Consider the following 21,454-nt stretch of genomic DNA (forward strand, 5'->3'; position numbering starts at 1 on the left):
TCGGCGCCGAGAGTCCTGAAGCCGGACCGTCCGCGCCGGAAGTCCGCCACGGGGACGCGGAAGGGCCCCGCGGACCTGATGGTCCGCGGGGCCCTCCTCAGGCACTACCGGGGGTTCAGCCCCGCCAGTCGTACTCCTCGAGGCGCACGGCCTCGCCGGTGCCCTGACCGAAGACGTCGGGGCTGTAGTACTGCCCGTCGTCGTAGCCGGCCATGGTGTAGACGGCGGCGCGGGCCTCCTCGGTCGGCTCGACCGTGATGTTCCGGTAGCGGCTGATGCCGGTACCGGCCGGGATCAGCTTCCCGATGATCACGTTCTCCTTGAGACCGAGCAGGCTGTCGCTCTTGCCCTGGATCGCCGCGTCGGTGAGCACCTTGGTCGTCTCCTGGAAGGAGGCGGCCGACAGCCACGACTCGGTCGCGAGCGAGGCCTTGGTGATGCCCATGAGCACCGGGCGGGCCGAGGCCGGCTCGCTGCCCTCGGCGACCACCCGACGGTTCTCGGTCTCGAACAGCGTCCGCTCGACCAGCGCACCGGGCAGGAACTCCGTCGCACCCGAGTCGATGATGGTCACCCGCTTGAGCATCTGGCGGATGATCACCTCGATGTGCTTGTCGTGGATCGACACGCCCTGGCTGCGGTAGACCTCCTGGACCTCGCGGACCAGGTGCAGCTGCACCTCGCGCGGGCCCATGATCCGCAGCACCTCGTGCGGGTCGACCGCACCTTCGGTGAGCTGCTCGCCGACCTCGACGTGCGCGCCGTCCTCGACCCGCAGCCGCGACCGGCGCGACAGCTTGTCGTAGACGACCTCGTCCGAACCGTCGTCCGGGGTGATGGTGAGCTTGCGGAACTGCTCGCCGTCCTCGATGCGCACGGTGCCGGCCAGCTCGGCGATCGGGGCCTTGCCCTTGGGGACGCGGGCCTCGAAGAGCTCCACCACACGCGGCAGGCCGTGGGTGATGTCCTCACCCGCGACACCACCGGTGTGGAAGGTGCGCATCGTCAGCTGGGTGCCGGGCTCACCGATGGACTGGGCGGCGATGATGCCGACCGCCTCGCCGACGTCCACCAGCTTGCCGGTCGCGAGCGACCGGCCGTAGCAGGTGGCGCAGGTGCCGAGCAGCGACTCGCAGGTCAGGACGCAGCGGACCTTGACCTCCGCGACCCCCGCCTCGACCAGCGCGGCGATGAGCACGTCGCCCAGGTCCTGGTTGGCCTGCGCGATCAGCGTGCCGTCCTCGGCCACCACGTCGGCGGCCAGGGCACGGGCGTAGACGCTGGTCTCGACGTGCGCGTCCCGGGTCAGCGTGCCGTTCACGACGGTCGCGATCGGCATGATCACGCCGCGGTCGGTGCCGCAGTCCTCCTCGCGGATGATGACGTCCTGGGAGACGTCGACCAGCCGGCGGGTGAGGTAGCCCGAGTCAGCGGTACGCAGCGCGGTGTCGGCCAGACCCTTGCGGGCACCGTGCGTGGAGATGAAGTACTCCAGCACCGACAGACCCTCTCGGAAGTTGGCCTTGATCGGCCGCGGGATGATCTCGCCCTTCGGGTTGGCGACCAGACCACGCATACCGGCGATCTGGCTGATCTGCATCATGTTGCCTCGGGCGCCCGAGTTGACCATGACCCAGACCGGGTTGGTGGTCGGGAAGTTGTCCACCATCGCCTGGCTGACCTCGGCCCGCGCGCGGGTCCAGATCTCGATGAGCTCTCCACGACGCTCGGTGTCGGTGATGACACCGCGCTCGTACTGCTTCTCGATCTGCCGGGCCTCGGCCTCGTGCCGGTCCAGGATCTCCTGCTTGGCCGGCGGGGTGACCACGTCGTCGATGGCGATCGTGATCCCCGCGCGGGTGGCCCAGTGGAACCCGGCGGACTTGAGCGCGTCCAGCGTCGCCGCGACCTGCACCTTGGGGTAGCGCTCGGCGAGGTCGTTGACGATGGCCCCGAGCTCCTTCTTCGGCACCTGGTAGTTGACGAACCGGTAGTCCTCGGGCAGGGCCTCGTTGAACAGCACCCGGCCCAGGCTGGTCAGCACGCGGGCGGGGGTGCCCGGCGTCCAGTCCTCCGGCTGCTCCCACGGCTCGTTCACCGTGCCGTTGTCGACGCCGAAGACCTCGTCGAGGCGGATCCAGGCCCGCTCCTGCAGCCCGAGACCGCCCTGGTCGTAGGCCATGATCGCCTCGGCCGTGGACGAGAACGACCGCGGCTGGCCGCCGTCGGCCTCCAGCGGGCTGGCCACCAGAGTGGTCAGGTGGTAGAGGCCCAGCACCATGTCCTGGGTCGGCGCGGTGATCGGGCGGCCGTCGGCCGGCGACAGGATGTTGTTCGACGACAGCATCAGGATCCGCGCCTCGGCCTGCGCCTCGGCCGACAGCGGCAGGTGCACCGCCATCTGGTCACCGTCGAAGTCGGCGTTGAACGCGGTGCAGACCAGCGGGTGGATCTGGATGGCCTTGCCCTCGACCAGCTGCGGCTCGAAGGCCTGGATGCCCAGGCGGTGCAGCGTCGGCGCGCGGTTCAGCAGCACCGGGTGCTCGGTGATGACCTCCTCCAGCACGTCCCAGACGACGGGACGGGCGCGCTCCACCATCCGCTTCGCGGACTTGATGTTCTGCGCGTGGTTGAGGTCGACCAGCCGCTTCATGACGAACGGCTTGAACAGCTCGAGCGCCATCTGCTTGGGCAGGCCGCACTGGTGCAGCTTGAGCTGCGGGCCGACGACGATGACCGAACGGCCGGAGTAGTCGACGCGCTTGCCGAGCAGGTTCTGGCGGAACCGGCCCTGCTTGCCCTTGAGCAGGTCGCTCAGGGACTTCAGGGGACGGTTGCCCGGGCCGGTGACCGGCCGGCCGCGACGGCCGTTGTCGAACAGCGCGTCCACGGACTCCTGGAGCATCCGCTTCTCGTTGTTCACGATGATCTCGGGCGCGCCGAGGTCCAGCAGCCGCTTCAACCGGTTGTTCCGGTTGATCACCCGGCGGTACAGGTCGTTCATGTCGCTGGTGGCGAAGCGGCCACCGTCGAGCTGCACCATCGGGCGCAGGTCCGGCGGGATGACCGGGACGCAGTCCAGCACCATGCCCATGGGCGAGTTGCGGGTCTGCTGGAACGCCGCGACGACCTTCAGCCGCTTGAGGGCCCGCAGCTTGCGCTGGCCCTTGCCGGTGCGGATCGTCTCGCGCAGCGAGGTGGCCTCGGCGTCGAGGTCGAAGTCGGCGAGCAGCTTCTGCAGCGCCGCGGCGCCCATGCCGCCCTCGAAGTACTCACCGAAGCGGTCGCGCAGCTCGCGGTAGAGGCCCTCGTCGGCGATGAGCTGCTTGACCTCCAGCTTGCGGAAGGTGTCGAGCACCTCCTCGAGGCGGTCGATCTCCCGCTGGGAACGGTCGCGCAGCTGGCGCATCTCGCGCTCGCCGCCCTCGCGCACCTTGCGGCGGACGTCGGACTTGGCGCCCTCGGCCTCGAGCTCGGCGAGGTCGGCCTCCAGCTTCTGCTGGCGGGCCTCCACGTCGGCGTCCCGGCGGGACTCCAGGTTGTGCTTCTCCGCGCTGATCTCGGCCTCGATGGTCGGGAGGTCGCGGTGGCGGGTCTCGTCGTCGACCGAGGTGATCAGGTAGGCGGCGAAGTAGATGATCTTCTCGAGGTCCTTGGGTGCCAGGTCGAGCAGGTAGCCCAGGCGCGAGGGCACGCCCTTGAAGAACCAGATGTGGGTGACCGGAGCGGCCAGCTCGATGTGGCCCATCCGCTCGCGGCGGACCTTGGCCCGGGTCACCTCGACGCCGCAGCGCTCACAGATGATGCCCTTGAACCGGACCCGCTTGTACTTGCCGCAGTAGCACTCCCAGTCCCGGGTGGGACCGAAGATCTTCTCGCAGAAGAGGCCATCCTTCTCCGGACGCAGTGTCCGGTAGTTGATGGTCTCGGGCTTCTTCACCTCACCGTGCGACCACTGGCGGATGTCGTCGCCGGTGGCCAGACCGATGCGCAACTCGTCGAAGAAGTTGACGTCGAGCACTGAGTGGACCCCTTTCCGGGGCTAGTGATGCTTTTCTTCTTTGTCGTTGGCTTTGTGGCCGCGCCGGGTCCCTCGGAGTTCGCGGGGAGAGACCCGGCGCGGAACATCACACGTCCTCGACGCTGGAGGGCTCGCGGCGGGACAGGTCGATGCCCAGCTCCTCCGCGGCCCGGAAGACCTCGTCGTCGGTGTCGCGCAGCTCGATCGCCTGACCGTCGCCGGAGAGGACCTCCACGTTCAGGCAGAGCGACTGCAGCTCCTTGAGCAACACCTTGAACGACTCCGGGATGCCCGGCTCGGGGATGTTCTCGCCCTTGACGATCGCCTCGTAGACCTTGACGCGGCCCAGGATGTCGTCGGACTTGATGGTGAGCAGCTCCTGCAGCGCGTAGGCCGCGCCGTAGGCCTGCATCGCCCAGCACTCCATCTCACCGAAGCGCTGGCCACCGAACTGCGCCTTACCACCCAGCGGCTGCTGCGTGATCATCGAGTAGGGGCCGGTCGACCGGGCGTGGATCTTGTCGTCGACCAGGTGCAGCAGCTTCAGGATGTAGACGTAGCCCACCGAGATCGGCTCCGGGAACGGCTCGCCGGAACGGCCGTCGAACAGCCGCGCCTTGCCGGTCGGCTCGACCATGCGGTTGCCGTCGCGGTTCGGGGTCGTCGAGCCCAGCAGGCCGACGATCTCCTCCTCCTTGGCGCCGTCGAACACCGGCGTCGCGGTCCGGGTCCCGGGGGCCGCCGACTTCGCGGCCTCGGGCAGGTTCTTCGCCCAGTCCGGGGTGCCCTCGACCTGCCAGCCCTGCTTGGCGACCCACCCGAGGTGGGTCTCCAGGACCTGGCCGACGTTCATCCGGCCCGGCACGCCGAGCGGGTTGAGGACGATGTCCACCGGGGTGCCGTCCTCGAGGAACGGCATGTCCTCCTGCGGCAGGATCTTCGCGATGACGCCCTTGTTGCCGTGGCGGCCGGCGAGCTTGTCACCGTCGGAGATCTTGCGCATCTGGGCGACGTAGACCCGGATCAGCTCGTTGACGCCGGCGGGCAGCTCGTCGCCGTCCTCGCGCGAGAACACGCGGACGCCGATGACCTTGCCGGACTCACCGTGCTTGACCTTGAGGCTGGTGTCGCGGACCTCGCGGGCCTTCTCACCGAAGATCGCCCGCAGCAGCCGCTCCTCGGGGGTCAGCTCGGTCTCGCCCTTGGGCGTGACCTTGCCGACGAGGATGTCGCCGGGGACGACCTCGGCACCGATGCGGATGATGCCGCGCTCGTCGAGGTCGGCGAGGACCTCCTCGGAGACGTTCGGGATGTCCCGGGTGATCTCCTCGGCGCCCAGCTTGGTGTCGCGGGCGTCGACCTCGAACTCCTCGATGTGGATCGAGGACAGGACGTCGTCCTGCACGAGGCGCTGCGACAGGATGATCGCGTCCTCGTAGTTGTGGCCCTCCCACGGCATGAAGGCGACGAGCAGGTTCTTGCCCAGCGCCATCTCGCCCTGGTCGGTGCACGGACCGTCGGCGATGACCTGGCCGACCTCGACCCGCTGGCCCTCCTCGACGACCGGGGACTGGTTGATCGACGTCCCCTGGTTCGAGCGGCGGAACTTCAGCAGCCGGTAGGTCTGCCGGGTGCCGTCGTCGGCCATGACGGTGACGTAGTCGGCGGTGGAGTCCTCGACCACACCGGCCTTCTCGGCCACCACGACGTCGCCGGCGTCGACGGCGGCACGCAGCTCCATGCCGGTGCCGACCAGCGGCGCCTCGCTGCGCAGCAACGGGACGGCCTGACGCTGCATGTTGGCGCCCATGAGCGCGCGGTTGGCGTCGTCGTGCTCGAGGAACGGGATCATCGCCGTCGCGACCGAGGTCATCTGCCGCGGCGAGACGTCCATGTAGTCGACGTTCTCGGGGACGAGGTAGTCGACCTCACCGCCCTTGGTGCGGACCAGGACGCGGTCCTCGGCGAACCGGCCGGCGGCGTCCAGCGGCGAGTTGGCCTGGGCGACGACGAAGCGGTCCTCCTCGTCGGCGGTCAGGTAGTCGATCGACTCGCTGACCACACCGTTGTTGACGCGGCGGTACGGCGTCTCGATGAAGCCGAACGCGTTGACCCGCCCGTAAGCCGACAGCGATCCGATCAGGCCGATGTTCGGGCCTTCCGGCGTCTCGATCGGGCACATCCGGCCGTAGTGGCTCGGGTGGACGTCGCGGACCTCCATGCCGGCCCGCTCACGCGACAGACCGCCCGGACCCAGCGCCGAGAGGCGGCGCTTGTGGGTCAGGCCCGCGAGCGGGTTGGTCTGGTCCATGAACTGGGACAGCTGGCTGGTGCCGAAGAACTCCTTGATGGAGGCGACGACCGGCCGGATGTTGATCAGGGTCTGCGGCGTGATCGCCTCGACGTCCTGGGTCGTCATCCGCTCGCGGACGACGCGCTCCATGCGGGAGAGGCCGACCCGGATCTGGTTCTGGATCAGCTCGCCGACGGTGCGCAGGCGACGGTTGCCGAAGTGGTCGATGTCGTCGACGCCGTGGTCCGGCTCGCCGGCGTGCAGCCGGACGACGTACTCGATCGTGGCGACGATGTCGTCCTCGGTCAGCGTCAGCGTGCTCTGCGGCACCGCGACGCCGAGCTTCTTGTTGACCTTGTACCGGCCCACCTTGGCCAGGTCGTAGCGCTTGGAGTTGAAGAACAGGTTCTCCAGCAGCGCCTGCGCCGACTCGCGCGTCGGCGGCTCGCCCGGCCGCAGCTTGCGGTAGATGTCGAGCAGGGCCTCGTCCTGACCGGGGATGTGGTCCTTCTCGAGGGTGGCCAGGACCGTGGGCGACCACTGGAAGTGCTCGCGGATGCGGTCCTCTGTCCAGCCCAGGGCCTTGAGCAGGACGGTGACCGGCTGGCGGCGCTTGCGGTCGATCCGGACGCCGACGGTGTCGCGCTTGTCGACGTCGAACTCCAGCCACGCGCCCCGGCTGGGGATGACCTTGGCGCTGAAGACGTCCTTGTCCGACGTCTTGTCCAGGGTCTTGTCGAAGTAGACGCCCGGGCTGCGGACCAGCTGCGAGACGACGACGCGCTCGGTTCCGTTGATGACGAACGTGCCCTTGCTCGTCATGATCGGGAAGTCGCCCATGAACACCGTCTGGCTCTTGATCTCGCCGGTGGTGTTGTTCATGAACTCGGCGGTGACGAACAGCGGCGCCGCGTAGGTCATGTCCTTGTCCTTGCACTCCTCGAGGGACGCCTTGACGTCCTCGAAGCGCGGGTTGGAGAAGGACAGCGACATCGAGCCGCTGAAGTCCTCGATCGGCGAGATCTCCTCGAGGATCTCGGCGAGGCCGCCGACGGCGTCGGCCTGCTCCTCGGGCGAGAGCGTCGCCCGCCACTCGGGGCTGCCGATGAGCCAGTCGAAGGAGGCGGTCTGCAGGGCCAGCAGGTCCGGCACCTCGAGGGGCTCGGAGATCTTGGCGAACGAGACCCGCAGCGGCGCGCCGGGGATCTTCTGCTGGTCGGCCTCGCCGGTGCGGGGGCCGGACTGGGGGGCCTGCGGGGTGTTCTGGGTGGTACCTGACTCGGTGGTGCCGGGGTTGATGCTGGTGGGGCGAGAGCCTGCCAAGATGCGTCCTTCCAAGGACCTCACGACGTGCGGGCGGTGGGTGCTTGTTCGTCCTGGGTCGTCGTCGTTAATGGCGGGGCTGTCCGCGTCGTCCTGCACCAGGAGGGTCCACCGGGTGTCCCGGGACGGGTCCCGGGCACCACTGGTGACCCGTCGGTAGCGGGCAGGCAGTCAGGGGGCAGCGCAACAGAGAACCCTACCCCTGCTCGGGCGGGCTGTCCACGTCGGGGGGGTCCGTGCGACCGGACACACATCCCGGAAAGGGCAGCCGACCGGCGGGGTCCGAGGGGCCCTCTCCATGACGACGAGTTGATGATGCCAGTCTGACGGCCTCCGGTCAGCAGCCACGCCGCGATTTTCCGGCCGGAGGCGGCACTCGGACACGCCGCGGGGGCGGCCGGACACGCCGCAGGGGCCGCCCTCCGGGAGGAGGACGGCCCCTGCGGGTCGTGCGAGGTGGTGCTCACCCGGCGAGCGCCGGGTGGGGGGTCACTTGACCGTGACGGTGGCGCCGGCGCCCTCGAGGGCGGCCTTGGCCTTCTCCGCGGCGTCCTTGGCGACCTTCTCCAGGACCGGCTTCGGCGCGCCGTCGACCAGGTCCTTGGCCTCCTTGAGGCCGAGCGAGGTCAGGCCGCGCACCTCCTTGATGACCTGGATCTTCTTGTCGCCGGCGCTCTCGAGGATGACGTCGAACTCGTCCTGCTCGACGGTCTCCTCGGCGGCAGCGCCGCCACCGGCGGCCGGGGCGGCCGCGACGGCGACGGGGGCAGCAGCGGTGACCTCGAAGGTCTCCTCGAACTGCTTCACGAAGTCCGACAGCTCCAGGAGGGTCATCTCCTTGAAGGCGTCGAGCAGCTCGTCAGTGGACAGCTTGGCCATGGTGTCTCCTTGGGTCAGTCGGTGCTGGCCGCGGCGTCCGCGGCGGCAGCGGTGTCATCGGTGGCCTGGGCGGCCGGGGTGGTGTCAGCAGCAGCAGCGTCGTCGCCGGCGGCCGGAGCAGCGGAGCCCTCGGCGGACTCCTTCTTCTCCTGCAGCGCGGCGGCGAGGCGGGCGACCTGGGACAGCGGGGCCTGGAAAAGACCCGCGGCCTTGGTGAGGTTGCCCTTCATCGCGCCGGCCAGCTTGGCGAGCAGGACCTCGCGCGGCTCGACGTCGGCGAGGGCGGTGACCTCACCGGCGCCGACGGTGCGGCCCTCGACCACGCCGCCCTTGACGACGAGCAGCGGGTTGGCGCGCGCGAAGTCACGGATGGCCTTGGCCGCGGTCACCGGGTCGCCCTCGATGAAGGCGATCGCGGTGGGCCCGTTGAGCAGCGGGGCGAGGTCGGCGAAGCCGACCTGCTCCGCGGCGCGCTTCGTCAGGGTGTTCTTGACGACGGCGTAGCTGCTGCCCTCACCGAGGGAACGGCGCAGCTGGGTCAGCTGGGCCACGGTCAGCCCGCGGTACTCGGTGAGCACCGCCGCGCTGGACGACTGGAACCGCTCGGTGATCTCGTCGATCACCGCGGCCTTCGCCTGCGTGGGCATGGGCCTCCTCTCGTCTGTCGGGCGACCACCGGACGCGGCACGACTGCGGGCGATCGAGTCGGCCCCGGAGACGAGGAACGCCCCGGCGCAGGGCGCACGGGGCGAGGGACGGACGCACGGCGTCCATCGATCGAACCGTCCTCCTGCGCGGGTCGCCCGGGATCCGGGACCTTCGATCGCACGCGGACGTGCGACGACCAACGGTCTTGGGGGGAACGCCGCCAAGAGTACGCGATGGATCGCGCGCGGCGGTGACCGCCCGGTTCCGCGGTCGACGGACCCTGTCCCCTGGACGGCGCAGCGGCTGCCCGGGCGACGTCGCGCGGGTGCCCCGGGGGGATCCGGCTCCGCACCGCGCGTCGGGGCACACCGCCGGACGGGGCGCCGAGAGGACCGAGGAACGACGGAGGCCCCGCCGCGCTCCTGCGCGACGGGGCCTCCGGGCGGCCCGCTCCTGGGTTCAGGAGGTGGGCTCGTCCACCGTCAGGTTGCGGGTGCGGTTCGGGTCGACCGGGATGCCCGGGCCCATCGTCGTGGAGACGGTGACCTTCTTCAGGTACCGGCCCTTGGCCGCGGCCGGCTTGGCCCGCAGCACCTCGTCCAGCGCCGCGGCGTAGTTCTCCACCAGCTTGGTCTGGTCGAACGAGGTCTTGCCGATGACCAGGTGCAGGTTGGCCTGCTTGTCGACGCGGAAGTTGATCTTCCCGCCCTTGATGTCGTTGACGGCCTTGGTGACGTCGGGGGTCACGGTGCCGGTCTTCGGGTTCGGCATCAGGCCGCGGGGGCCGAGGATGCGGGCGATCCGGCCGACCTTGGCCATCTGGTCGGGGGTGGCGATCGCCGCGTCGAAGTCCAGGAAGCCGCCCTGGATGCGCTCGATCAGGTCGTCGGAGCCGACGACGTCGGCGCCGGCGGCCTCGGCCTCGGCGGCCTTGTCACCGGTCGCGAAGACGATGACGCGAGCGGTCTTGCCGGTGCCGTGCGGCAGGTTGACCGTGCCGCGGACCATCTGGTCGGCCTTGCGGGGGTCGACACCCAGCCGCATGGCCACCTCGACGGTGGCGTCGTAGGACGTCGGCGACGTCTCCTTGGCCAGGGTGGCCGCCTGCAGCGGGGTGTACAGCTGCTCGCGGTCGACCTTCGCGGCCGCCTCGCGGAACTTCTTGCCGTGCTTCGCCATGGTGTGTCCTCTCCCCCGGCACGCGGCCGGGAGTCGTGTGGTGAACGGGCCTGGCGTGGCCCTCCCACGTGGAGGACCCTCTCCTCCCCACCCCTCGGGAGCTCGGGGCGGGACCCGGGAGAGGGCCGTTACTGAACGGTGATGCCCATCGACCGGGCGGTCCCGGCGATGATCTTCTCGGCCTCGTCGAGCGAGTTGGCGTTGAGGTCGGCCATCTTGGTCTGGGCGATCTCGCGGACCTGGTCGCGGGTGACGGTGGCGACCTTGGTCTTGTGCGGCTCGCCGGAACCCTTCTCGACACCGGCGGCCTTGAGCAGCATGCGCGCCGCCGGCGGGGTCTTGGTGACGAAGGTGAACGAGCGGTCCTCGTAGACCGAGATCTCGACCGGGATCACGTTGCCGCGCTGCGACTCCGTGGCGGCGTTGTACGCCTTGCAGAACTCCATGATGTTGACGCCGTGCTGGCCGAGCGCCGGACCCACGGGCGGGGCGGGCGTGGCCGCACCGGCGTTGATCTGGAGCTTGATGACCGCGGTCAACCGCTTCCTGGGGGGCATGACTTCCTTCTTGGTGACGGGATGGAACGGTGCGGCCCCTGTGCAGGGCCCCGGCCCCAGCGGAGCGAGGGTCGGGGACCAGCGGAGCCGTTGCTCAGATCTTCTGGACCTGGCTGAACGAGAGCTCGACCGGCGTCTCCCGGCCGAAGATCGAGACGAGCACCTGGAGCTTCTGCTGCTCGGCGTTGATCTCGTTGATCGTGGCGGGCAGCGTGGCGAACGGCCCGTCCATGACGGTGACCGACTCGCCGACCTCGAAGTCGACGACGGCGGTCGGGGCGGCCGCGGTGGCGGCCTGCGCCTCGGTGGCCTTGGCCGCCTGCGGCGTCGTCGCCGGGGCGAGGATCTTGGCGACCTCGTCGAGGGTCAGCGGCGAGGGCCGGGAGGTGGCGCCCACGAAGCCGGTGACGCCGGGGGTGTTGCGCACCGCGCCCCACGACTCGTCGTTGAGCTCCATCCGGACCAGCAGGTAGCCGGGGAAGACCTTGCGGTTGACCTGCGTGCGCTTGCCGTTCTTGATCTCGGTGACCTCCTCGGTGGGCACCTCGATCTGGTAGATGTAGTCCTCCATGTCCAGCGACTGGATGCGGGACTCGAGGTTGGTCTTCACCTTGTTCTCGTAGCCCGCGTAGGAGTGCACGACGTACCAGTCGCCGGGGGCGATCCGCAGCGCCTTGCGCAGCGCCTCGACCGGGTCCTCGTCCTCCTCCGGCTCCACGTCCGACGACGGCGCCGGCTCGGTGAGCGGGTCGGAGACCAGGCTGTCGACGTCGCCGTCCTCGACCTCGGGGATCGCGTCGGCCACGCCGGTGAGCGCGTCCTGGTCGGCGGTGTCGGTGGAGCCCTCGGCGGCGCCGGTCTCACCGGCGCCCGTCTCCAGGTCCGCGCTGCCGCGCACGTCGAAGCGGTCGTCGTCGAGATCGATCTCCTCGACGGCGCTGTCGGTGTCGAAGGGCTCGCGGGGGTCGGTCACAGGTGTCTCTTCCTTGTCGGTGGCGTGCAGGCGCGGGGACGGGCTCAGCCGAAGACGGCGAGCACACCCGCGCTGAAGAGGAGGTCCAGGCCGGCCACCAGTGCGACCATGAAGGCCACGAAGACGATGACGACGGTCGTGTAGGTGATGAGCTCACGCCGGCCCGGCCAGATGACCTTGCGCAGCTCGGCGACGACCTCGCGGAGGAACCGGCGCAGGCTGCGGCGCTGGCGGACCTCCTCGGCGCGGGCCTTCTCCGCCGCGGCGCGCGAGCGCGTGCCGCTGCCGTCGGTGGTCCGGCCGGCCGGGCGGGCCGCGGTGCGCTCCCGGGCGGGACGCCGGGTGCGCGAGGCCACCGGCTCGTCGTCGTCCTCGTCGTCGCCGGCGGTGATCCGGCCACCGCGTCGACGGGCCGGTGCGGCCACGACCTTGTCCTCGTCGGCCTCGGCCTCGGCGGCGACCGCGGCCTCGGCGGCCTCGAGCTCGGCCGCGTCGTCGACGCCCGGCGCCTCGGCGTCGAGCTGCTCGTCGGTGAGGTCGGCGTCGGAGGCGGCGCGAGGGTCGTCCTCGCGTGCCGGCTTCTCGTCGCTCACTGCGCCTCGCTCAGTCGGTGGTGGTGGCCGCTGCTCTCGGGCCGTCTGTCCGGGTCGGTGCTGTCCTGCGGGTCGTGCACGTCGCCGGCGGGACGGCCGGCGGCACGGGCAGGGGTGACAGGACTTGAACCTGCAGCCTGCGGTTTTGGAGACCGCTGCTCTGCCAATTGAGCTACACCCCTAGGAGGCCGGGACCGGATGCCCGCCCCGGGCGACACCGGGCCCCGCAGGGGATCCGGGGCACGCCGGTGGCGGGGCCACCTGCCCCAGGACAGCGAGTGTACGGGACCGCCGGGCCCGGCAGCCAACGCGCTCCCGGCAGGAGGACGCGGAGACGCGGATGAGTTCCACCACCCCGACCCGGTCTGTCCTCCGTGACCGAGCTGCGCGTGCACGACCTCTCCGTGTCCCTCGACGGCTACGCCGCCGGCCCCGCGCAGAGCCCCGCCGACCCGCTCGGGATCGGCGGCGAGCGCCTGCACGACTGGATCTTCTCCCCCGACGCCACGGAGGTCGACCGCCGGTTCCGCGCCCTCGGCGACCAGGACATCGGCGCCACGATCATGGGCCGCAACGTGTTCGGCCCCGTTCGCGGCCCGTGGAGCGACGAGGAGTGACCGGCTGGTGGGGCGAGGACCGCCCTTCCACCACGACGTCTTCGTCCTCACCCACCACGCCCGCGACAGCGTCCCGATGGCCGGCGGCACGACCTCCCACTGCGTGACCGACGGGATCGAGGCCGCGCTCGACCGCGCCCGGGCCGCGGCCGGCGACCGGCACGTCCGGCTCGGTGGCGGCGCGTCCACGATCCGGCAGTACCTCTTGGCCGGTCTGCTCGACGAACTGCACGTGGCTGTCGTCCCGATGCTGCTCGGGGACGGCGAGCGGCTGTTCGGTGAGCTCGGCGACGCGCTCGAGGGCTGGTCCAGCGTGGAGTTCGCCCCGTCCCGGGCGGTGGCCCACGTCCGGCTCCGCCGGGACGCCGGCACGGGGTAGCCGGGAACGGGGGCGACCGGCAGCTCCGCCCTTTGACACGATGAGCACATGACCGCCGTCTCCTCCTCGGAGTCCGCCGCCCCGTCCGCCGAGCTGCCGCCCGCCGAGCGCCGCATCTCCCGCCGCATCGCCGCGATCGCCGAGTCGGCGACGCTCGCCGTCGACGCCAAGGCCAAGGCCCTCAAGGCCGCGGGCAAGCCGGTGATCGGGTTCGGCGCGGGGGAACCGGACTTCCCGACGCCGGACTACATCGTCGCGGCCGCCGTCGCCGCCTGCTCGCAGCCGGCGATGCACCGGTACACGCCCGCGGGCGGGCTGCCGGCGCTCAAGGAGGCGATCGTCGCCAAGACCGCCCGCGACTCCGGGCTGCAGGTCTCGGCTGCCAACGTGCTGGTCACCAACGGCGGCAAGCAGGCCGTCTACGAGGCGTTCGCCACGATGCTCGACCCCGGCGACGAGGTGCTCCTGCCCGCCCCCTACTGGACGACCTACCCCGAGGCGATCGCGCTGGCCGGTGGCGTGCCGGTTCCGGTGGTCGCCGACGAGCAGAGCGGGTACCTCGTCTCGGTCGCCCAGCTCGAGGCGGCCCGGACGCCGCGGACCAAGGTGCTGCTGTTCTGCTCGCCGTCCAACCCGACCGGCGCGGTGTACCCGCCGGAGGTGGTGGAGGAGATCGGCCGGTGGGCGCTGGACAACGGGATCTGGGTGCTCACCGACGAGATCTACGAGCACCTGACCTACGACGGGGTGACCGCGCCGTCGATGCCGGTGCTGGTGCCGGAGCTCGCCGACCGCTGCGTCGTCGTCAACGGGGTGGCCAAGACCTACGCGATGACCGGCTGGCGGGTCGGCTGGATCGTCGGACCCGCCGACATCGTCAAGGCGGCGACCAACCTGCAGTCCCACGCCACGTCCAACGTCGCCAACGTGTCGCAGGCGGCGGCGATCGCCGCGCTGACCGGCGACCTGTCGGCGGTGGCCCGCATGAAGGAGGCCTTCGACCGGCGCCGCCGGACGATCGTGTCGATGCTGCGCGAGATCCCCGGGGTGGCCTGTCCGGAGCCGCAGGGCGCGTTCTACGTCTACCCGTCGGTCAAGTCGCTGCTCGGCCGGCCGATCGCCGGGCGCACCGCGAACGACAGCGTGGAGCTGGCCGAGATCATCCTCGAGGAGGCGGAGGTGGCCGTCGTCCCCGGCGAGGCGTTCGGCACCCCGGGCTACCTGCGGATGTCCTACGCGCTCGGTGACGACGACCTGGTCGAGGGCGTGACCCGGATGCAGCGCCTGCTGGGGTCCGCCGGCTGAGAACAAGGACCCCCTGCCCCCCACCGCTCGCAGGCTCGCGCCGGGACCCTGCAGGGGGCCTCAGTCGGGCAGGTCCTCCGGCCGGACGGCGCCGGCCGCCAGGAGGACGTCGAGGGCGGCGGGCAGGTCGGCCAGAGCCGCGGCGACGTCGTCCGGGGTGGCGATGGTCCAGGCGTTGGTGTCCACGTAGCAGCGCAGCGCCGCGTCGAAGGCCTCGGCGCCGGCCGCCTCCCGAGCGCGGTGCAGCGCCGCCGCGCCCTTGCCGTAGACGCGGGCGAAGTAGTCCTCGACGCTGCGGAACTCGTCCATGGCCACCCCCACGTCGCCGGGGAGGGCCAGCCCCTGCGCGACCTGGGCCGGATCGGGTGGGAACGCCACCGACTCCGCGTAGCTGGCGAAGGCCTCGTCCAGCCACGGGTCGCGGAACTGGGAGTCGCCCACCATCCCGTAGAACCACATGTGCGCCGCCTCGTGCACCAGCACCAGCTCGCTGGCGCCGGCCAGGAGGATCGAGCTCGGGTACTCGATGCCGCCGCCGAGATCGGGCAGCAGCGGCACGGTGAGCGTGCGGTACGGGAAGGCGCCGAAGCGGACCTCGAGGTCGCCGATGGCCGCCACGGTTCGGTCGGCCAGGGCGTCGGCAGCGACCGCGGCGCCGGGCAGGACGCCGGTGGTCACCTCGACCCCGCCGGGCGTGGTCCGCGTGGCGGTGCCGAACTCCCCCACGGCCACGCTGACGTCCCGGGCGACCGGCTCGGTGGAGGTCCAGGTGCGCCGGCCGTCGCGCTCGGCGGAGGGCTCCTCCTGGTCGCCGGTCATGAGGACGGTCAGCTCCGCCGGTGCGGAGACGCTGATGCGGGTGTCGGCGACCGGGCTGACGGCGGTCTCGCCGATGATCTCGACGAACGGGTCCCGCGCCCACCCGGCGCCGGGCTCCCACGCCAGCAGCGGCGCGCCGCTGGCCCACCAGGAGACGCCGTCGGCGGCGCCCACCCGCTCGAACTCGCCCCGGCCCAGCGTCAGCGTGAACTCCAGCGACACCTCCGTGGACTCGCCCGCCGCCAGCTCCCGGTCCAGCCGGACGACGTAGAGCCCGCCCGGCCCCTCGGCGCCGGCGTCCTCGTAGCCGCCGCCGGCGACGTCGTCCCCGGTCGCGCCGTCCACGGCCAGCCGGTTGCCGCCGGCCGCGGCGGACGGCGAGTTGGGCACCAGCCGGAACACCAGCTCGTCGGTGCGGCGGTCGGGCGTGAAGACGACGCGCTCCGTGCCGGTGACCGTGCGGAGGGCCGCGTCCAGGCGGAAGTCCAGCCGGACGACGGGGCGGTCGGGGTCGGGCGCGGCCCGCTCGCCGCACCCGGGAGGCGGGGCGTCCGCAGGCGCCGCGCTCTCCTGCTCGGCGGCGAGGGTGTCGACGAACGACGTGCCGCACCCGGACAGGAGCAGCAGCGCGGCGAGGGGGAACGAGAGGTGGCGGCGGGTGCTCACGCCAACTGGACGGTGGCCCGCGCCAGGGACAGCACCTTCTCCCCGGCGCTGGTCACGGTGAGGTCGACGCGGGCGCGGCCGCCGTCGGCGAGGGTGCCCACCTTGCCCCGGACGACGACCTCGGCACCGGCGTCGTCGTCGGGGACGACCACCGGCCGGCCGAAGCGGACCTGGTACTCGACGAGGGCGGCCGGGTCGCCGGTCCACGCGGTGACGGCGCGGGCGGCCAGCGCCATCGTGAACATGCCGTGGGCGATGACCCCGGGCAGGCCGACCCCGGTGGCCACCCGCTCGTTCCAGTGGATGGGGTTGAAGTCCCCGGAGGCGCCGGCGTAGCGGACGAGGTCGGCGCGGGTGACCCGGTAGGTCTGCTCGGGCAGCTCGGTGCCGACGGGTGCGTCGGCGGCGCGCACGGTCATGCCGTCCCCCGGGCCACGAGCATCGAGGACGCGGAGCAGACCGGCTCCCCCTCCTCGGTGGCGACGTCGACCCGCGTGGTGAGCAGGTCGTTGCCGGCCACGCTGCGGACGGCCTCGATGGTGGGCGTCGCGACCAGCCGGTCGCCGGCGCGGATCGGCCGGTGGTGGGTGAACCGCTGCTCGCCGTGCACCACGCGGCTGTAGTCGAGGGCGACGTCGGGGTCCTCCACGACGACGCCGGCCGCGGAGAGGGTCAGCACGATCGCGAACGTCGGCGGGGCGATGACGTCGAGGTGGCCGGCGGCGCGGGCGGCCCCGGCGTCGCGGTGGACCGGGTCGGTCTCGCCGATCGCGGCGGCGAACTCGGCGATCTTCTCGCGGCCGACCTCGTAGACGGCGGAGGGCGGGTAGCTGCGCCCGACCAGTGTCGGATCAAGCGCCATGCTCCCGCCCTCCCTGCCGCAGAGACCGCTGGGTCAGCGGGTCTCGCGGTGGACGGTGTGGCGGCGGTCCTTGGGGCAGTACTTCTTCAGCTCGAGCCGGTCGGGGTCGTTGCGCCGGTTCTTGCGGGTGATGTAGTTGCGGTTCTTGCACTCCTGGCACGCCAGGGTGATCTTCGGACGGACGTCGGTGGCTGCCATGGAGGCTCCTCGCCTTGTCGGAACGGGCCTGCCGGACCCGGTGCGCGCGGACGGGTGCCCGCGCGGTGGTGCAACACGCCGACGGACCCCGAGGTGCGGGGTCCGTCGAGAGTAGCGGTGACCGGATTTGAACCGGTGACACAGCGATTATGAGCCGCTTGCTCTGCCTGGCTGAGCTACACCGCCGGGAGACCGTGCGGCCCGGTCTCGCGACAGGACCGGTCGGTCGGAGCCCCTTTACGGAATCGAACCGTAGACCTTCTCCTTACCATGGAGACGCTCTGCCGACTGAGCTAAAGGGGCGGTGGCCGGAGCCGTCGAGAACTGTACCCGACGCCGTCGGCCGTCCGTCGCCGGGGTTTCCGGCGCGCCGTCAGGTGCGGACGAACAGCCGCCGGTGCGGCGCACCCGGAGCCGCCGAGCGGACGCCGGTGCGGGCCAGGATCCAGCTCTCCAGCCGCTCGTCGGGCAGCGGCCGGCTGACCAGGAAGCCCTGCAGCTTGTCGCAGCCCATCTCGGCCAGCAGGTTGCGGGTCAGCTCGTCCTCGACGCCCTCGGCGACGACCCGCAGGCCCAGGTTGTGCGCCAGCTCGATGATCGACCGGGCGATGAACGACTCGCCCTGGCTGGTGGACATCCCCAGCACGAAGGACTTGTCGATCTTCACCTCGTCGATCGGCAGCTGGCGCAGCTGGGACAGCGACGAGTAGCCGGTGCCGAAGTCGTCCATCGACAGCCGCAGGCCCAGGGCGTGCAGGTCGGCCAGGACGGTGCTGCTGCGCACCGAGTCGTCGACGACGCTGCCCTCGGTGAGCTCCAGCGTCAGCAGCTCCCCCGGGACCCCGTGCCGCCGCAGCGCGCGCCGCACCCGGTCGACGAGGTCCGGCTCGGCCAGGCAGCGCGCGGACAGGTTGACCGCCACCGACAGGGCGATGTCCTGGTCCAGCCACTTGCGGCAGCGGGCCAGCGCCAGGTCGAGCACGTGGTCGGTGAGCAGCCCGATCCGGCCGATCTGCTCGGCCAGGTGGATGAAGTCGTCCGGCGCGATCGCGCCGTACCGCGGGTGCGCCCAGCGGACCAGCGTCTCGACCGACACGATGTCGGAGGACCGCGCGTCGATGATCGGCTGGAAGACGACGCTGATCTGGCCCTCGGCCATCGCCTGCTCGAGCTCGGTGCCCAGCTGCAGCCGGCGCAGGCTCTGCTGGTCGAGCACCGGGTGGTAGCTCGCCACGCCGCTGGAGCCGGACCCGGCCAGCAGCGCGACGTCGGCCCGCTGCATGAGCGTGCCGGCGTCGGTGCCGTGGACCGGGGCCGCGGCCACGCCGATGGACAGCGTCACCTCGAGGTCCAGGCCGGCCACCCGCGCCCGCGTGGAGGTGGCCTCCCGCAGCCGCCGGGCGGCCCGCTCGGTGGCGGCGAGGGACAGCCCGGGCAGCAGGACGGCGAACTGCTCACCCTCCATGCGGGCCACGAGGGCCTGCGGGGGCGCGTGCTCCCGGAGCAGGCCGGCGGTGACCAGCAGCAGCTCGTCGCTGGCCGCGTGCCCGAGGGTGTCGGTGACCTCGGTGCAGTTGTCCAGGGCGGCGAGGATCAGCCCGGCGCGGCCGGCCACCGGGTCGGCGGCGAGCAGCTGGTCGATCTCCACCGCGAGGCGCTGCCGGTTGGGCAGCCCGGTGAGCCGGTCGTGGTCGGCGTCGTAGCGGATCTGGGTGAGCAGCTGCTGCTGCCGGATCGCCGCGTTGACGTGGGTCAGCATCGAGTCCAGCGCGGCGCGGTCGCCGTCGACGAAGGAGACGACGTCGCTGCGCCGGTCGCAGATCTCCAGGTAACCCGGCTCCCCGGCCGCGGTGGCCACGGGAGCGGCGAGCAGGTCCTCGGCGCCGCGGCGGGCGAGGGCGGCGGCCTCGGCGTCGGTCGCCCGCGCCAGGGAGACGAGGACGGGGCCGTCCACCGAGCCGTCGGTGGCCCGCCGGCGGATGAGGTCGTCGGGGTCGCTCGGGCCGTCGTACCAGCTGCGGCCGTCCTCGGTCGCGACGACCAGGCGCGGCCCCTCGTCCAGGTAGGGCGGCAGCCACAGCGCCACGCGCTCGGCGTTGAGCAGTTCCTTGACCGCCTCGACGATCAGCCGGGTGCCGTCCTCGTCGGAGCTGACCTGCTCCACCCGCCGGGCGAACTCGTAGACCCGCTCCAGCCGCTCGCTCTCCCGGGCCACCCGGGCGAAGCGCTGGTACAGCAGCGCCAGGGCCACGAGCACCGGCAGGAGCAGCAGCCAGGCCCACGCGGTCCGGTCGACCAGCAGCGAGGCGACCAGGCCGATGACCACCGAGAGCGGGTAGACGACCAGCACGGGGACGAACAGCCGGGCCAGCATCACCCGGCCCGGGTTGCCCTGCGTGATGGCGATGGCCGCGATGACGATGAGCGTGCCGACGGCGGTGGCCGTGGCGACCGCGAGGATGTAGCAGAGCCAGGTGAGCGGGTCGGTGAGCGGACCGACCGGCAGGTTGTCCAGGACCAGGACCACGACGCCGACCTGGATGACGGTCGCCGCGACGTTGGTGAGGGTCTTGGAGATGGCGATCGGGTCGCGGACGCTGATCACCCAGATCGCGGCCGCCCACGCGACCGCCGTCCAGGTGCCGCCCATCTCGACGAGGGCGACGACCAGCACGACCTCACCGACGGAGCAGGTGAAGGTGTGCGAGCGCACCTCGACGGCCAGCGTCAGCCGTTCGGCGACGAGGAAGGCGGCGAAGAACGCCGGCACCACCCACAGGTCCACCGGCGCGGTGGCCGTGCCCAGCAGGTAGACGACGAACGGCAGCGCCAGAGCGATGCTGCCGAACGCCACCACGGACGGTTGGCGGAACGCCGACCACCGCGCGGGCGCGCTCGGATCGAGTTCGGCCACGGTCACCCGTTCCCAGCGAAGAAGTGAGGGAGAAGTGCGGCCGAGAGGCTAACAGCGCCAGTCGGGTTGCAGGCGGCTCCGGTTCGAGCGTGCACCCCGAAAGGGGCAGCCGGCAAACGGGCCGGCCACCCTTCGTCAGAGGCCGGTCAGCTGTTCCAGCGGGTCCCGCGGTTCCACCGGGTGCCACGGTTCCACCGGGTGCCACGGTTCCAGCGGGTGCCACGGTCGGACGTGTTCGTGCGCATGACGCCTCCTCAGGCATGAAGGACTGCTCCAAGAGCGCGGCAGTCACCCAGGCGCGGGGGCAGAGCGTCGTTCGGTACGGACCGCGCCGGGAAGATTGCTGCCCGTCACCCGATCGGGACAAGCACGGAAGATCACGACGGGGTGACGCCTCGCTATGTCGTCACTGTCCGTGGTCGAAAATGGCACTGTGTCACCCGAACGCATGACACGAGGGGGCGGTGGGACGGCTGGTGCCGGCGGGGTCTCGCGTGTCGTGCCGTCGGCGTGTCGGGGGCGGTCCACAGGGGCGGCCGCGGCGGACCGGGGGCGTCCCCCGACCGTCCACACGCGTCCACAGCGGCGTCCACAGGCCGTGGAGAGATCGAGGACGCCCCCTACGCTGCCCCGCGTGCGACAGACCGGGGACGCCGCCGAGCGTGGCTCGACACTGCCGCTGGTCCTCGTGTGCTGGCTGGTCGCGGCGCTCATGGCGTTCGGCGCGATCGCGGCCTCGGACGCCTTCCTCGAGCAGCAGGAGGTGCAGTCGGTGTGCGACGGGGCGGCCCTCGCGGCCGCGAACGCGACCGACGAGGCGGCGCTCTACGCGACGGGGGTCGGGGCGACGCTGCCGCTCACCCGGGCCAGCACGCAGGCCGCCGTCGCCGACCAGCTCGCCGACGGCGGCGGCGGGCTCGACGCGTGGTCGACGGACACCGACGGGGCGGAGGTCACGGTGACGTGCACGCGCAGCGTGCAGATCGCCTTCGGCTGGCTGTTCCTCGGCGGGGAGCCGCTCGAGCGGACCGCCGTCGCGAGCGCCCGGGCCCCCACGGCCCCCTGAGACAGCACAGGGCCCCCGACCTCAGCGGAGGTCGGGGACCCTGGTCGTACCCGTGGCGGGTGAAGGATTCGAACCTTCGTAGGCTAAGCCGACGGATTTACAGTCCGCTCCCATTGGCCACTCGGGCAACCCGCCGTGGTGGTACCCGGGAAGCGTACAAGA

Annotated in this window: 17 protein-coding genes and 4 tRNA genes; 4 read left to right on the forward strand and 17 right to left on the reverse strand. The window is 71.6% G+C overall.

Going from position 1 to position 21,454, the window contains the following annotated elements:
* Positions 1-115: 115 nt before the first annotated feature.
* From MY526_RS10990 to MY526_RS11030, 9 genes are all read right to left on the reverse strand, one after another.
* The gene (locus tag MY526_RS10990; RefSeq protein ID WP_436692578.1) at positions 116-4,021 is read right to left on the reverse strand and encodes a DNA-directed RNA polymerase subunit beta'; all 3,906 of its coding nucleotides are present in this window, start codon (positions 4,019-4,021) and stop codon (positions 116-118) included.
* Between the two features lie 106 nt (positions 4,022-4,127).
* Positions 4,128-7,637 (reverse strand): DNA-directed RNA polymerase subunit beta, encoded by a 3,510-nt coding sequence (gene rpoB, locus MY526_RS10995; protein WP_436692577.1) that lies wholly within the window; start codon positions 7,635-7,637, stop codon positions 4,128-4,130.
* Between the two features lie 489 nt (positions 7,638-8,126).
* Positions 8,127-8,516: a 50S ribosomal protein L7/L12 gene (rplL, locus tag MY526_RS11000; RefSeq protein ID WP_436692576.1), complete on the reverse strand. Its 390-nt coding sequence runs from the start codon at positions 8,514-8,516 to the stop codon at positions 8,127-8,129.
* A 14-nt stretch (positions 8,517-8,530) separates the two neighbouring features.
* Positions 8,531-9,163, reverse strand: coding sequence for a 50S ribosomal protein L10 (rplJ, locus tag MY526_RS11005; protein WP_436692575.1), 633 nt, complete (start codon positions 9,161-9,163; stop codon positions 8,531-8,533).
* Between the two features lie 460 nt (positions 9,164-9,623).
* Positions 9,624-10,343, reverse strand: a complete 720-nt coding sequence (gene rplA, locus MY526_RS11010; protein WP_436692574.1) for a 50S ribosomal protein L1 — start codon at positions 10,341-10,343, stop codon at positions 9,624-9,626.
* A gap of 128 nt (positions 10,344-10,471) precedes the next feature.
* Positions 10,472-10,900, reverse strand: a complete 429-nt coding sequence (gene rplK, locus MY526_RS11015) for a 50S ribosomal protein L11 (protein ID WP_012950499.1) — start codon at positions 10,898-10,900, stop codon at positions 10,472-10,474.
* A gap of 94 nt (positions 10,901-10,994) precedes the next feature.
* The gene (nusG, locus tag MY526_RS11020) at positions 10,995-11,873 is read right to left on the reverse strand and encodes a transcription termination/antitermination protein NusG (protein ID WP_436692573.1); all 879 of its coding nucleotides are present in this window, start codon (positions 11,871-11,873) and stop codon (positions 10,995-10,997) included.
* A 44-nt stretch (positions 11,874-11,917) separates the two neighbouring features.
* Positions 11,918-12,466 carry a preprotein translocase subunit SecE gene (gene secE / locus MY526_RS11025; protein ID WP_436692572.1) on the reverse strand — a complete coding sequence of 183 codons (549 nt, stop codon included), beginning with the start codon at positions 12,464-12,466 and terminating at the stop codon, positions 11,918-11,920.
* 109 nt (positions 12,467-12,575) lie between these two features.
* A tRNA-Trp gene (locus MY526_RS11030) sits at positions 12,576-12,648 on the reverse strand.
* Between the two features lie 192 nt (positions 12,649-12,840).
* On the opposite strand from MY526_RS11030, the gene MY526_RS11035 reads away from it, so the two are divergent.
* Genes MY526_RS11035 through MY526_RS11045 form a run of 3 tightly spaced genes read left to right on the forward strand, consistent with a single transcriptional unit; the run spans position 12,841 to position 14,767 of the window.
* Positions 12,841-13,083 carry a hypothetical protein gene (locus MY526_RS11035; RefSeq protein WP_436703883.1) on the forward strand — a complete coding sequence of 81 codons (243 nt, stop codon included), beginning with the start codon at positions 12,841-12,843 and terminating at the stop codon, positions 13,081-13,083.
* Between the two features lie 7 nt (positions 13,084-13,090).
* The gene (locus tag MY526_RS11040) at positions 13,091-13,462 is read left to right on the forward strand and encodes a dihydrofolate reductase family protein (protein WP_436703884.1); all 372 of its coding nucleotides are present in this window, start codon (positions 13,091-13,093) and stop codon (positions 13,460-13,462) included.
* 48 nt (positions 13,463-13,510) lie between these two features.
* On the forward strand, positions 13,511-14,767 hold the full coding sequence (locus MY526_RS11045) for a pyridoxal phosphate-dependent aminotransferase (RefSeq protein WP_436703885.1): 1,257 nt from the start codon (positions 13,511-13,513) through the stop codon (positions 14,765-14,767).
* Positions 14,768-14,827: 60 nt separating this feature from the next.
* Here the strand turns inward: MY526_RS11045 and MY526_RS11050 are convergent, their stop codons facing one another.
* From MY526_RS11050 to MY526_RS11080, 7 genes are all read right to left on the reverse strand, one after another.
* On the reverse strand, positions 14,828-16,252 hold the full coding sequence (locus MY526_RS11050; protein WP_436703886.1) for a M1 family aminopeptidase: 1,425 nt from the start codon (positions 16,250-16,252) through the stop codon (positions 14,828-14,830).
* Complete coding sequence (locus MY526_RS11055) at positions 16,249-16,671, reverse strand: MaoC family dehydratase (protein WP_436692567.1); 423 nt, start codon at positions 16,669-16,671, stop codon at positions 16,249-16,251. The genes MY526_RS11050 and MY526_RS11055 overlap by 4 nt, the downstream gene beginning before the upstream one ends.
* A complete protein-coding gene (locus MY526_RS11060; RefSeq protein WP_436692566.1) occupies positions 16,668-17,114 on the reverse strand; it encodes an FAS1-like dehydratase domain-containing protein in 447 nt (148 codons plus the stop codon). Before MY526_RS11060 ends, MY526_RS11055 begins: the two co-directional genes overlap by 4 nt.
* A gap of 33 nt (positions 17,115-17,147) precedes the next feature.
* Positions 17,148-17,312 carry a 50S ribosomal protein L33 gene (gene rpmG / locus MY526_RS11065; protein WP_436692565.1) on the reverse strand — a complete coding sequence of 55 codons (165 nt, stop codon included), beginning with the start codon at positions 17,310-17,312 and terminating at the stop codon, positions 17,148-17,150.
* Between the two features lie 112 nt (positions 17,313-17,424).
* Positions 17,425-17,498, reverse strand: a tRNA-Met gene (locus tag MY526_RS11070).
* Between the two features lie 44 nt (positions 17,499-17,542).
* A tRNA-Thr gene (locus tag MY526_RS11075) sits at positions 17,543-17,615 on the reverse strand.
* A gap of 70 nt (positions 17,616-17,685) precedes the next feature.
* On the reverse strand, positions 17,686-20,232 hold the full coding sequence (locus MY526_RS11080; protein ID WP_436692564.1) for a putative bifunctional diguanylate cyclase/phosphodiesterase: 2,547 nt from the start codon (positions 20,230-20,232) through the stop codon (positions 17,686-17,688).
* A gap of 628 nt (positions 20,233-20,860) precedes the next feature.
* On the opposite strand from MY526_RS11080, the gene MY526_RS11085 reads away from it, so the two are divergent.
* The gene (locus tag MY526_RS11085; RefSeq protein WP_436692563.1) at positions 20,861-21,292 is read left to right on the forward strand and encodes a pilus assembly protein TadG-related protein; all 432 of its coding nucleotides are present in this window, start codon (positions 20,861-20,863) and stop codon (positions 21,290-21,292) included.
* A 53-nt stretch (positions 21,293-21,345) separates the two neighbouring features.
* Here the strand turns inward: MY526_RS11085 and MY526_RS11090 are convergent.
* Positions 21,346-21,427, reverse strand: a tRNA-Tyr gene (locus tag MY526_RS11090).
* Positions 21,428-21,454 lie beyond the last annotated feature (27 nt).

This window comes from Geodermatophilus sp. CPCC 205761 (assembly GCF_051383655.1).
In the GTDB taxonomy this organism is placed as follows: domain Bacteria; phylum Actinomycetota; class Actinomycetes; order Mycobacteriales; family Geodermatophilaceae; genus Geodermatophilus.

Coding starts and splice junctions, on each gene's coding strand:
- rplL (WP_436692576.1), bottom strand. CDS start 8,516: ATGGCCAAGCTGTCCACTGACGAGCTGCTCGACGCCTTCAAGGAGATG.
- rplJ (WP_436692575.1), bottom strand. CDS start 9,163: ATGCCCACGCAGGCGAAGGCCGCGGTGATCGACGAGATCACCGAGCGG.
- rplA (WP_436692574.1), bottom strand. CDS start 10,343: ATGGCGAAGCACGGCAAGAAGTTCCGCGAGGCGGCCGCGAAGGTCGAC.
- rplK (WP_012950499.1), bottom strand. CDS start 10,900: ATGCCCCCCAGGAAGCGGTTGACCGCGGTCATCAAGCTCCAGATCAAC.
- MY526_RS11045 (WP_436703885.1), top strand. CDS start 13,511: ATGACCGCCGTCTCCTCCTCGGAGTCCGCCGCCCCGTCCGCCGAGCTG.
- MY526_RS11055 (WP_436692567.1), bottom strand. CDS start 16,671: ATGACCGTGCGCGCCGCCGACGCACCCGTCGGCACCGAGCTGCCCGAG.
- MY526_RS11060 (WP_436692566.1), bottom strand. CDS start 17,114: ATGGCGCTTGATCCGACACTGGTCGGGCGCAGCTACCCGCCCTCCGCC.
- rpmG (WP_436692565.1), bottom strand. CDS start 17,312: ATGGCAGCCACCGACGTCCGTCCGAAGATCACCCTGGCGTGCCAGGAG.